The organism is Pseudomonas sp. P1.31, from assembly GCF_001269815.1.
Classification (GTDB): Bacteria; Pseudomonadota; Gammaproteobacteria; order Pseudomonadales; family Pseudomonadaceae; genus Aquipseudomonas; species Aquipseudomonas rustica.
This window is the reverse complement of sequence record NZ_LHVN01000021.1, coordinates 130144-141894: the sequence shown is the minus strand read 5'-3', so window position 1 is coordinate 141894 and position 11751 is coordinate 130144. Positions and strand designations below refer to the sequence as shown.

Annotated in this window: 9 protein-coding genes and 1 riboswitch; of the genes, 3 read left to right on the top strand and 6 right to left on the bottom strand. The window is 59.4% G+C overall.

Annotated elements, in window-relative coordinates:
* Positions 1–5 precede the first annotated feature (5 nt).
* Entirely contained in the window at positions 6–224 is a 219-nt protein-coding gene (locus tag AD669_RS14355) for a DUF2970 domain-containing protein (RefSeq protein ID WP_008080467.1), read from the bottom strand.
* A gap of 354 nt (positions 225–578) precedes the next feature.
* Positions 579–4289: a methionine synthase gene (metH, locus tag AD669_RS14350; RefSeq protein WP_053120845.1), complete on the bottom strand. Its 3711-nt coding sequence runs from the start codon at positions 4287–4289 to the stop codon at positions 579–581.
* Positions 4290–4445: 156 nt separating this feature from the next.
* Between metH and AD669_RS14345 the strand changes: the two genes are divergently transcribed.
* From AD669_RS14345 to nfuA, 3 genes are all read left to right on the top strand, one after another.
* A complete protein-coding gene (locus AD669_RS14345; protein ID WP_053120843.1) occupies positions 4446–6752 on the top strand; it encodes a fatty acid cis/trans isomerase in 2307 nt (768 codons plus the stop codon).
* Positions 6753–6961: 209 nt separating this feature from the next.
* Complete coding sequence (locus AD669_RS14340; protein ID WP_053120841.1) at positions 6962–7984, top strand: acyltransferase; 1023 nt, start codon at positions 6962–6964, stop codon at positions 7982–7984.
* Positions 7985–8041: 57 nt separating this feature from the next.
* A complete protein-coding gene (nfuA, locus tag AD669_RS14335) occupies positions 8042–8626 on the top strand; it encodes a Fe-S biogenesis protein NfuA (RefSeq protein ID WP_007912592.1) in 585 nt (194 codons plus the stop codon).
* Between the two features lie 207 nt (positions 8627–8833).
* Here the strand turns inward: nfuA and cobM are convergent, their stop codons facing one another.
* From cobM to AD669_RS14315, 4 genes are all read right to left on the bottom strand, one after another.
* The gene (cobM, locus tag AD669_RS14330) at positions 8834–9580 is read right to left on the bottom strand and encodes a precorrin-4 C(11)-methyltransferase (RefSeq protein WP_053120839.1); all 747 of its coding nucleotides are present in this window, start codon (positions 9578–9580) and stop codon (positions 8834–8836) included.
* Between the two features lie 81 nt (positions 9581–9661).
* Positions 9662–10075 carry a cobalamin biosynthesis protein gene (locus AD669_RS14325; RefSeq protein WP_053120837.1) on the bottom strand — a complete coding sequence of 138 codons (414 nt, stop codon included), beginning with the start codon at positions 10073–10075 and terminating at the stop codon, positions 9662–9664.
* On the bottom strand, positions 10072–10773 hold the full coding sequence (locus AD669_RS14320) for a CbtA family protein (RefSeq protein WP_053120835.1): 702 nt from the start codon (positions 10771–10773) through the stop codon (positions 10072–10074). Before AD669_RS14320 ends, AD669_RS14325 begins: the two co-directional genes overlap by 4 nt.
* Before the next feature lie 11 nt (positions 10774–10784).
* Positions 10785–10982: a CbtB domain-containing protein gene (locus AD669_RS14315; protein WP_053120833.1), complete on the bottom strand. Its 198-nt coding sequence runs from the start codon at positions 10980–10982 to the stop codon at positions 10785–10787.
* A 123-nt stretch (positions 10983–11105) separates the two neighbouring features.
* Positions 11106–11326, bottom strand: a riboswitch (cobalamin riboswitch).
* Positions 11327–11751 lie beyond the last annotated feature (425 nt).

The following is an 11751-nucleotide window of genomic DNA, read 5'->3' as shown; positions in this document are numbered from 1 at the left end:
CCCCTTCAAACCCCGGCGAAATGCAGCACCAGTTTGACGATGGCAAACAGCGTCAGCGCGAATACGGCCGTGAACAAAATCCCCAGCACCACGAAATGGCTGGGCTTGCCATGGGTGAAATCCCTTGCCCGATTCTTGCCGCTCTGCACCCCGAACGCCGCTGCCATGACGCTGTGCAGCATCTGCCAGAAGGTCGGCGGTTTGTTGTCGACTGGATCGTCCATAAATCCCTCGTCTGCCGTGTGTGTCAGACAAGCATAGCCAACCCTTTGGAGAACACTGCAAAACGAACTGTGGGAGCGAGCCTGCTCGCGAAGAGGCCATCGGCTTCAACATAAGTGTTGGCTGATAGACCGCTTTCGCGAGCAAGCTCGCTCCCACAGGGGATGTTGCGTCAGGGCTGGATCAGTTGTCGTAGCCGAGGTTCGGCGCCAACCAACCCTTTGGAGAACACTGCAAAACGAACTGTGGGAGCGAGCTTGCTCGCGAAGAGGCCATCGGCTTCAACATAAGTGTTGGCTGATAGACCGCTTTCGCGAGCAAGCCCGCTCCACACGGGATGTTGCGTCAGGGCTGGATCAGTTGTCGTAGCCGAGGTTCGGCGCCAGCCAGCGTTCGGTCACGCTCAGTTCCTGACCTTTGCGCGAGGTGTAGCTGGCGATCTGATCCTTATCGACCTTGCCCACCGCGAAGTACTGCGCCTGCGGATGGGCGAAGTACCAGCCGCTGACCGCTGCCGCCGGGAACATTGCGTAGTGTTCGGTGAGGAACACGCCGCTGCGGCCGGCACGCATTTCTTCGGCCTCCGGGTCGAGCAGGGCGAACAGCGCGGCTTTTTCGGTGTGATCCGGGCAGGCCGGGTAGCCCGGGGCAGGGCGGATGCCGCTGTATTGCTCTTTGATCAGCGCTTCGTTGTCGAGGGTTTCGTCCTTGGCATAACCCCAGTGTTCTTTACGCACTTGCTGGTGCAGCCATTCGGCGCAGGCTTCGGCCAAACGGTCGGCCAGTGCCTTGACCATGATCGAGTTGTAGTCGTCGCCAGCGTCCTGATAGGCCTTGGCCACTTCTTCGGCGCCGATGCCGGCAGTGGTGATGAAACCACCGACGTAGTCGGTCACTTCGCTGTCTTTCGGCGCAACGAAGTCGGCCAGCGAGAAGTTTGGTTTGCCGTCGGTCTTGATGATCTGCTGGCGCAAGTGATGCAGTTTGGCCAATGGCTTGCCGTCATCGCCGTACAGTTCGATGTCGTCGTCATGCACCTGATTGGCCGGCCAGAAACCGAACACCGCACGGGCGCTGATCAACTTCTCGTCGATCAGTTTGGCGAGCATTTCCTGCGCATCCTTGTACAGCGAAGTTGCGGCTTCACCGACCACTTCGTCTTCGAGGATGCGCGGGAATTTGCCGGCCAGATCCCAGGAGATAAAGAACGGCGTCCAGTCGATGTATTCGGCGAGGACTTTCAGATCGATGTTGTCCAGAACCTTGCTGCCGGTGAAGGTTGGTTTAACGGGCTGATAAGTCGCCCAGTCAAACTGCGGCTTCTTGGCGACGGCCGCTGCGTAGCTCAAACGTTCGGTACGAGCACTGCGGTTGGCCGTACGCTCACGTACATCGACGTATTCCAGACGGGTTTTCTCGACGAAACCGGCCTTCAATTCTTTCGACAGCAACTGCGTCGCCACGCCGACCGCGCGGGAAGCGTCGGTCACGTAAACCACGGCATCGTTGCTGTACTTCGGCTCGATCTTTACTGCGGTGTGCGCTTTGGACGTGGTCGCGCCACCGATCATCAGCGGCAGATGGAAATCCTGACGCTGCATTTCCCGCGCAACGTGCACCATTTCATCCAGCGACGGCGTGATCAGACCAGAGAGGCCGATGATGTCGCACTTCTGCTCTTTGGCCACCTGCAGAATCTTCTCGGCCGGCACCATCACGCCGAGGTCGACGATGTCGTAGCCGTTGCAACCGAGCACCACACCGACGATGTTCTTGCCGATGTCATGCACGTCGCCCTTAACGGTGGCCATGAGGATCTTGCCCTTGGCTTCCGGTTTGTCGCCTTTTTCCAGTTCGATGAACGGGATCAAGTGAGCCACGGCCTGCTTCATCACGCGGGCGGATTTCACCACTTGCGGGAGGAACATTTTGCCGGCGCCGAACAGGTCGCCAACGATGTTCATGCCGGACATCAGCGGGCCTTCGATCACTTCGATCGGGCGGGCGAACGACTGGCGCGATTCTTCGGTGTCTTCAACGATGTGCGTGGTGATGCCTTTGACCAGCGCATGCTCCAGACGCTTGTTGACCTCCCAGCTACGCCACTCTTCGGTCTCGGCTTCCTTGATGCTGCCGTCGCCCTTGTACTTGTCGGCGATGGCGAGGAGGGCGTCGGTGCCGTTTGGCGTGCGGTTGAGCACCACGTCTTCAACGGCGTCGCGCAGCTCTTGCGGGATCTGATCGTAGATCTCCAGTTGACCGGCGTTGACGATGCCCATGGTCAGGCCCGCGCGGATTGCGTACAGCAGGAACACCGAGTGAATCGCCTCGCGCACCGGGTTGTTGCCACGGAACGAGAACGACACGTTGGACACGCCGCCAGAGGTCAGCGCATACGGCAGCTCGTCGCGGATGTAGGCACAGGCGTTGATGAAGTCGACCGCGTAGTTGTTGTGCTCTTCAATGCCGGTGGCGACGGCGAAGATGTTCGGGTCGAAGATGATGTCTTCCGGCGGGAAGCCGACTTCGTTGACCAGAATGTCGTAGGAGCGTTTGCAGATCTCTTTCTTGCGCGCTTCGGTGTCGGCCTGGCCGGCTTCGTCGAACGCCATCACCACCACGGCGGCGCCGTAGCGCTTGCACAGTTTGGCGTGATGGATGAACTGCTCGACGCCTTCTTTCATGCTGATCGAGTTGACGATGCCCTTGCCCTGAATGCACTTGAGGCCGGCTTCGATCACTTCCCACTTGGAGGAGTCGATCATGATCGGTACGCGCGAGATGTCCGGTTCACCGGCGATCAGATTGAGGAAGGTCACCATGGCCTTCTTCGAATCGAGCATCCCTTCGTCCATGTTGATGTCGATCACCTGCGCGCCGGCCTCGACCTGTTGCAGGGCGACTTCCAGCGCTTCGGTGTAGTTGTCTTCACGAATCAGCCGGGCGAATTTCGCCGAACCGGTGATGTTGGTGCGCTCGCCGACGTTAACGAACAGCGAGCTGCGATCGATGGTGAACGGCTCCAGACCCGAGAGGCGGCATGCCTTAGGGATGTCCGGAATCTGACGCGGCGCGTAACCGGCCACAGCTTTAGCGATGGCTTCGATGTGCCCCGGCGTGGTGCCGCAGCAACCGCCGACGATGTTGAGGAAACCGCTCTGGGCGAATTCTTCGATGACCTTGGCGGTTTCCGACGGCAGTTCGTCGTACTCGCCGAATTCGTTCGGCAGGCCGGCGTTCGGGTGCGCGGAAACGTGGGTGCTGGCCTTGTTCGACAGCTCTTCCAGATACGGACGCAATTCACTGGCGCCGAGCGCACAGTTGAGGCCGACGGAGATTGGCTTGGCGTGCGCCACCGAGTTCCAGAACGCTTCAGTGGTCTGGCCCGACAGGGTACGGCCGGAGGCGTCGGTGATGGTGCCGGAAATCATGATCGGCAGTTCTAGGTGCAGCTCTTCGAACACGCCTTGCACGGCGAAGATCGCCGCCTTGGCGTTGAGGGTGTCGAAAATGGTTTCGATCAGGATCAGGTCGGCGCCGCCCTCGATCAGGCCTTTGGTGGCTTCGGTGTAGTTTTCCACCAGTTCATCAAAGGTGACGTTGCGATAGCCCGGGTTGTTGACGTCTGGCGACAGCGAGCAGGTGCGGCTGGTCGGGCCGAGTACGCCGGCAACAAAACGCGGCTTTTCCGGGTTTTCGGCAGTCTTGGCGTCAGCGATCTTGCGCGCCAGTCGTGCGCCTTCTACGTTTAACTCGTAGGCCAGTTCTTCCATGCCGTAGTCGGCCATGGAAATACGCGTGGCGTTGAAGGTGTTGGTTTCGAGAATGTCGGCGCCGGCGTCCAGATAGGCTTTTTCGATGCCACCGATCACGTCAGGGCGGGTCAGCACCAACAGGTCGTTGTTGCCTTTGACGTCGCTCGGCCAGTCGGCGAAGCGTTTGCCGCGATAGTCCTGCTCTTCGAGCTTATAGCTCTGGATCATCGTGCCCATGCCGCCGTCGAGTATCAGGATGCGCTCTTTGAGAGCTTGCTTGAGAGCTTGAAGGCGGACGCTGCGATCGGACATTTGGACTACTCGGAAAGACCATTACGAAGGAGCGGGATCATAACAAACCTGTGCGGTTTTAGAGCATGTGGCGCTTTTGCATGAATATCGCTCATGTTGGTACGGACGTCATAATGTAGAATCGCGGCGTTTTTTTATAAAATCGGGATCAGCAGCATGTCTTACCGCGTCATGGGTTTTGTGTTGCTGTTTCTCAGCTGGGGCGCCGTGGCGCAAGAGCCAGCGGCTGCACCTGCCATTTCCCCATCTATTTCCTACACCCGCGACATCCAGCCAATCTTCACCGAGAAGTGCGTGGCCTGCCATGCGTGCTACGACTCCGCCTGCCAGCTCAATCTTGGCAGTGGCGAAGGCGCGGCCCGTGGCGCGAGCAAAATGCCGGTGTATGACGGCGAGCGCACTAAAGCGGCGCCGACCACCCGATTGTTTTATGACGCCTTCGGCAAACGTGCCTGGCAGCAGAAAGACTTCTATTCGGTACTCGATGCGCAGGGCAGCCAAGCGGCGCTGATGGCGCGGATGCTCGAGCTGGGGCACAAGACGCCGCTGACGCCTAACGCCAAGTTGCCCGAAGACATTGTTCTGGGGTTAAACCGCGCAAATCAATGCGCAATGCCTGCCGAATTTGAAGGCTACGCCGGTGCTCACCCGAAAGAGGGCATGCCGCTGGCGGTCACTGGCCTGACCGATCAGCAATACCAGACGTTGCAGCGCTGGCTCGCCTCCGGTGCGCCGATTGACGAACAAGGTCTGGCGCCGAGCGCCAAAGAATCCCTGCAAATCGTTCAGTGGGAAAACCTCCTCAACGCTCCCGGCGCCCGCGAAAGCCTGGTCGGTCGTTGGTTGTACGAGCATCTGTTCCTCGCGCACCTTTATTTCAAGGACGGCGAGCCGGGGCATTTCTTCCAGTGGGTGCGTTCGCGTACGCCGACCGGCCAGCCGATCGACCTGATCGCCACCCGCCGCCCGAACGACGATCCGGGCACGCAGGTGTATTACCGCTTGTGGCCGGTGCAAGGGGTGATCGTGCACAAAACCCACATCACCTACCCGCTGAGCGCGGCGAAAATGGCGCGGGTGAAAAGCCTGTTTTACAGCGGCAACTGGCAGGTCAACGCCTTGCCCGGTTATGGGCCGAACAGCCGTGCCAATCCATTCGCTACGTTCGAAGCGATTCCGGCACAGGCGCGTTATCAGTTCATGCTCGATAACGCTGAGTATTTCGTCCGCACCTTTATTCGCGGCCCGGTGTGCCGTGGGCAGATCGCGACGGACGTGATCCGCGACAACTTCTGGGCGCTGTTCCAGGCCCCGGAGCACGACCTGTACATCACCGACCCGAACTATCGCGGCCAGGCCACGCCGTTGCTGGCGATGCCGGGGCAGAACGACGACGTCGGCAGCGTGCTGACCCTGTGGCACAACTACCGCGACAAACGTAATGAATACGAGGCCCTGCGCCGCGACAGCTATGCCGAAGTCCCTGCGCCGAGCTGGTCGACGCTGTGGGCCGGCAACGACAACGCGCTGCTGAGTATCTTCCGCCACTTCGACAGTGCTTCGGTGACCAAAGGCCTGATCGGCGAAGTGCCGCAAACCATGTGGTTGTTCGACTATCCGCTGCTGGAGCGCACCTATTACCAGTTGGCGGTCAACTTCGATGTGTTCGGCAACGTCTCCCATCAGGCGCAAACCCGCCTGTATTTCGACCTGATCCGCAACGGCGCCGAGCAGAACTTCCTGCGCTTGATGCCCGCCGATTCCCGCGAGGACTACCTCGATGATTGGTACCAGAGCAGCGGTCAGTTCAAGATGTGGCTGGATTACGAGTCGATCGACGACGACAAACCGACCGCGCTGAAACTCAACGAAAAAGATCCGAAATACGATTTCGCCATGCAATTGCTGGCGCGGTATGGCGATCTGAATGCGCGACCTGATCCGATCAACCGTTGCGACAACGCCTATTGCTCACGACCGAATATCGACCCGGCGCTGCAAAATGCCGAACAGGCGCTGAGTCGCCTGACCTCGCGGCCGGCCGCCGGTTTGAAGGTAATTGATCAGTTGCCGGAAGCGACCATGCTGCGCATCGAAACGGCCAGCGGCAAACGCGAGGTCTATAGCCTGCTGCGCAACCGCGCGCACAGCAACGTGGCGTTCCTCACCGGAGAATCGCTGCGTTATCAGCCAGGGCTGGACACGTTGACGATCTATCCCGGCGTACTGAGCAGCTATCCGAATTTCATCTTCAACATCCCGGCTGATCAGGTGCCGGCGTTTGTCGATGCCATGGACAGTGCCAGGGATCAGGCGCAATTCGAGAAAATCGTCGAGCGCTGGGGGATTCGTCGCAGTCATCCGCAGTTCTGGTTCTATTTCCATGATCTGAGCCGCTACATCCACGAAACCAACCCGGTGGAAGAGGGCGTGCTCGATATGAACCGGTACGAGAATCTTTGATCTTTTGAGGCCCGCCCGCTGTCCCACGCATAAGCAACACCACAAAATTCCTCTGTAGGAGCTGCGGAACGCTGCGATCTTTTGATCTTGAAAATCAAAATCAAATGATCGCAGCGTGCCGCAGCTCCTACATGAGTTCAGCGCCATATCGAAGTGTTCGGATGACGTTGGGGTGGTGGTGGATTTGAGAGTGTGGACGGGAGCGGGTGATGTTGATTTCAGTGCAAGCCCTGCGTGCGCTGGCTGCGTGGACGGTGGTCTGCCACCATTTCATGCAGATTTTCTTCGACTTCGAAGCGCGCGGGCCGATTGGGCAGTGGTTCATCGACAAAGGCGCGGTGGGCGTCGATGTGTTCTTTGTCATCAGCGGTCTGGTGATCTTCCTTTCCACCGAAAATAAGCCGCTGCCGCCCGCGCGGTTTCTGCTCTATCGCCTGTTTCGCATCGTCCCCGCGTATTGGCTGTACACGGCGCTAATGGCGTTGTTGGTGGTGTTCGCCCAGCCGTTGCTGCCCGATCAAACCGTGGATTGGGGCCATTTTCTGCTGTCGTTGCTGTTCATCCCGACTGAAAACCCCGGTGGCTACGGAATCTACCCGACGCTCAATGTCGGCTGGACGCTGAATTACGAAATGCTCTTCTACGTGCTGTTTGCCTGGGCGCTGCTGTTTCGCTTGCAAGTGCGTCTGCTGGTGGTCGCCGCGCTGCTGTTTGCGGTGAGTCAGGCGTGGACGGGGTTTGGCTGGATCAGCGAGTTCTATCGTTCGGACATCGTTTACGAGTTTCTGCTGGGGATTGGCATTGGCATGCTCTATCGTCGCGGCTGGATCGGCGCCGGTTTATGGCTGCCGCTGGCCGGGATTGTCGCGGCGTTGCTGGCGATTTATCACTTGGCGCCGGCGCCACGGCTGCTCAATTGGGGCGTGCCGAGTGCGGTGCTGGTGATGTCGTGCATGGCGCTGGAGCGTTATGTCGAGCGCAGCCGCTTGCTGAAATTGCTCGGTGACTGCTCGTATTCGGTGTACTTGATGCACGTGCTGGTGCTCTCGGCGGGCGGTTTCATTGCGCGTCGCTACGGGATCAACCCGTATCTGATGTTCGTCGTCTGTGCGCTGGCGATCGGCGTTGGTTCGTGGCTGAGCTACGAATGGGTGGAAAAACGCAGTTACCGCTGGCTCAAGGCGCGGGTCGATGGCGAGCCTGACGAGAATCTTTCCCGACAAAAATACTAGGACTTTGTCCGGCGCAACGATTGGCGTAAACTGCGCCCAAGCCTGCGAGGAGTTTCCATGACCGCTATTACCATTACTGACGCCGCCCACGATTACCTGGCTGATCTGCTCTCCAAGCAGAACACCCCGGGCATCGGCATCCGCGTCTTCATCACCCAGCCTGGCACCCAGTACGCCGAAACCTGCATTGCCTACTGCAAGCCGGGCGAAGAAAAACCTGAAGACACCGCGCTGGGGCTGAAAAGCTTCACCGCGTATATCGATCACTTCAGCGAAGCGTTTCTTGATGACGCCGTTGTCGACTACGCCACCGACCGTATGGGCGGCCAGCTGACCATCAAGGCGCCAAACGCCAAAGTGCCGATGGTTAACGCCGACAGCCCGGTCAACGAGCGCATCAACTACTACCTGCAAACCGAAATCAACCCGGGGCTAGCCAGCCACGGCGGTCAGGTCAGCCTGATCGATGTGGTTGAAGACGGCATCGCCGTTCTGCAATTCGGCGGCGGCTGCCAAGGCTGCGGCCAGGCGGACGTAACGTTGAAGGAAGGCATTGAGCGCACTTTGCTTGAGCGTATTCCGGAGCTGAAGGGCGTTCGTGACGTGACCGACCACACGCAGAAAGAAAACGCCTACTACTAAGGTGTTCGCTGCGGATATGAAAAACGGCGCTGTGGCGAGGGGATTTATCCCCGATGAACTGCGCAGCAGTTCCAGTTCAGGCAATGCATTTTCCCGTGATGAATACATTGTCTAAAGCCACAGAATCAAAAGATCGCAGCCTTCGGCAGCTCCTACATTGGAATATATTTCCCTGTAGGAGCTGCCGAAGGCTGCGATCTTTTGCTTTCAGGGCCTGTAAAGGTGTGCATGCCCCGCGCGATACAACGATGACTCGCTAAACACCTCACTCCCCAACACCCGCCCGACCAGAATCAACGCCGTACGCCGAAACCCTTTCGCTTCAACCTTCTCGGCAATGTCCGCCAGCGTCCCCACCACCCAATCCTGATCCGGCCACGTCGCCCGGTGAATCACCGCAATCGGGCAATCCGCGCCGTAATGCGGCAGCAACTCCAGCAGAATCTTCGGCAAATGATTAACGCCCAGATGAATCGCCATGGTCGCCCCATGCTGCGCCAGACTGCCCAGCTCCTCACCCACCGGCATCGCGGTTTTATCGGCATAACGGGTCAGAATCACGCTTTGCGAGACATCCGGCAGGGTCAGCTCCGCCCCCAGCAACGCCGCACACGCCGCCGTCGCCGTCACGCCGGGAACGATCTCAAACGGAATATTCAGCTCGCGCAGATAACGAATCTGCTCACCAATCGCGCCATACAGACTCGGATCGCCGGAATGCACCCGCGCCACATCCTGACCGTTCGCGTGCGCGGTTTTGATCAGTTCGATGATCTGTTCCAGATGCAATTCGGCGCTGTTGACCACTGTTTCAGACTGATGACCGTCCAGCACCGCCGCCGGTACCAGCGAGCCTGCATAAATGATCACCGGACAGCTGCGAATCAGCCGCTGGCCTTTGACGGTGATCAGTTCCGGGTCGCCGGGGCCGGCGCCGATGAAGTAGACGGTCATCGCTAAATCCTGTGAAAAAGGGGCATGGCCAACACTTCAGATGAAGATTGCTCATGATCAATGGCGGGGATTATCGGGAATTTACGCAGCGCCGGCCAATGCGAAGGTGGCCTGAGCGTATTTTTGTCGGGAAATCAGCAGTTTTGCCGGTGCCTGAATCAACTGTTCGGCGAGGGCCAGCGCGGCACTTTCGGCGACGCCGTAGCAACCGGTGCGTTCGTAAGCAATCTCGGAACGGTGGCTGAGACGTTCCTGATAACTGGCCAGTTCTTCGCTGCTGAAGTACAGCAGCGGCAGCGCCAGTTGCGCGGCGAGCTCTTGCAAACCGGGCTCGTCGCGCTTCAGGTCGATGCTGGCCAAGGCCTTGATCGCTTGCAACTCGATGCGATGCGCCTGTAACGCCTGATCAAGTAACGCGCGCAGCGTGCTGACGGGGCAGCCGCGCTGGCAACCCAGGCCGACCACGAAGGTCGGCGCTGCGCTGTCATTCGTCATGCGTGGTATTGGCCATCGCTTTTGCGGCGGAACAACCAGGCGCTGATCAGGCCCAAGGCCAGCCAGAACGCGACGTTGGTCAGCTGCGAAGCGATTTTGAACTGCGCTTCCAATGCTTCAGGGGCGAGCATCGAATGCACTTCCGGCTGCGGTGCGCCGATCACGTGCGGCACGGCGAGGATCGCCACACCGAGAACTTTCATCAGCCAGTGATGGCTGAACGCGATCAACGACAGGCCGACAGCGGTCGACGCGGCCGTGCCGATCCACCACATCTGTCGCGAAGCCAGATCAGCTGCGGCGGTGCCCGGCAGTTCTGGTGGCAGACCCAAAGTCGGCGCGAGGACGAACGTGGCGTAACCGGCCAGACCCCAGAGCAGGCCTTGCGAAGTTTTGGTGGGCGCACGGAGGGTGTAGAGACCGGCGAGCATCAGGGCGAAACCGACGGCGACGACCAGATTGCCACCCGTGGTCGAAACCACGCGCTGCCAGCCGGGCTCCGGCTCCCAGGCTTCGGCATCGTGGGTATGGCCAGCCATGGCGCCTTCGGCGTGTTCATGCACGGCGACGGGTTCGGATTTTTCGAAAGTTTCCGCTTGAAGAATCAGCGGCGAGACCCAGAAGCTTTGCAGCAGGGTGAGGAGCAGGGCGGCCAGAAGCCCGGTAAAACCTGCGGTTTGCGCAATACGCTTGATCATGTCGGCAGGTCTCAGTGGCACGGGAACGCGGCGCTGTGGCGGGTATCGTGAGCGGCGTTGTGTACCGCTTCGATGTGCGAGAAGCCGGCGAAGTAGACCAGGCCGGCGCCGAGGATCGACGCGAAGATCGCGGCGGTCAGGCGTTGGCTCAGTGTGGCGGTGCTGGCGATTTTGTCCGTGTTGCTGCCGGTGCTGCTGATGATCGACATGGCGCTTCCCTCTGGAGTGTCAGTGGGTGATTTGAGCGCATGAAAACCCCTGCGGGTCGGGCTCGCAGAGGTTCGAACAGCGCCCGCCCACCGCGGGTTTGTTATGTTCAGCTGCGCACGAGGTGCGCGCTGTGTGTTAAAGGCCGGTCTCCGGGCTCACGAGGGGTTGGCGTCAGGCCGACCTGCAAGCGTCTCCTTCCCATGCTTTTGGGCACAGTGGTTTTGACGCTTCGCTCGCTTACCGTTGCGGGGGCAGCACCGGACTGACATGGCTTGAGTAAAGCACATGATTCACCGGTTTCCCGTTTCACCCTGTGAAGGGCACCCGTAACAAGTTGTGTAGGAGAGCATGAGGGGGGATTTGAGTCAATTGGATGGGGGGCATATCCGTTGCTGCGGTAACGGCGGCTTAGGGTTTCGCCCTTACGGCGAGTCACCTTTTCCAAACGCCGAAAAGGTAACCGAAAAGGCTTTGCCCTGACGTTCGGCCCTCGCTAGGGCTCGGGTTCCTTCACTGCGGGATTGATCCGGGGGGCAGCGCCTACGGTTTGCTTCGCTGCACCTCCTCTCGCTGTGTTTGGCTGCGCCAAACGGTCGCTGCGCTCCCACCCCCGGATCAATCCCTCCGCTCAGCCTGCCGACGGGCTCCGAGATCAAGATCAAAAGCAGGCGAGCTGACACTCGGCCTATTGAGTGGTGAGGAGCGTGGGTTTTCCGCTTTTGATTTTCGTAGGAGCAAAGCTTGCTCGCGATGACAACATACTTTCCG

Excerpts from the sequence above, each read along its gene's own strand:
- cobM (WP_053120839.1), bottom strand. The coding sequence starts at position 9,580 with ATGACCGTCTACTTCATCGGCGCCGGCCCCGGCGACCCGGAACTGATC.
- AD669_RS14315 (WP_053120833.1), bottom strand. The coding sequence starts at position 10,982 with ATGTCGATCATCAGCAGCACCGGCAGCAACACGGACAAAATCGCCAGC.
- nfuA (WP_007912592.1), top strand. The coding sequence starts at position 8,042 with ATGACCGCTATTACCATTACTGACGCCGCCCACGATTACCTGGCTGAT.
- metH (WP_053120845.1), bottom strand. The coding sequence starts at position 4,289 with ATGTCCGATCGCAGCGTCCGCCTTCAAGCTCTCAAGCAAGCTCTCAAA.
- AD669_RS14355 (WP_008080467.1), bottom strand. The coding sequence starts at position 224 with ATGGACGATCCAGTCGACAACAAACCGCCGACCTTCTGGCAGATGCTG.
- AD669_RS14345 (WP_053120843.1), top strand. The coding sequence starts at position 4,446 with ATGTCTTACCGCGTCATGGGTTTTGTGTTGCTGTTTCTCAGCTGGGGC.
- AD669_RS14320 (WP_053120835.1), bottom strand. The coding sequence starts at position 10,773 with ATGATCAAGCGTATTGCGCAAACCGCAGGTTTTACCGGGCTTCTGGCC.
- AD669_RS14340 (WP_053120841.1), top strand. The coding sequence starts at position 6,962 with ATGTTGATTTCAGTGCAAGCCCTGCGTGCGCTGGCTGCGTGGACGGTG.
- AD669_RS14325 (WP_053120837.1), bottom strand. The coding sequence starts at position 10,075 with ATGACGAATGACAGCGCAGCGCCGACCTTCGTGGTCGGCCTGGGTTGC.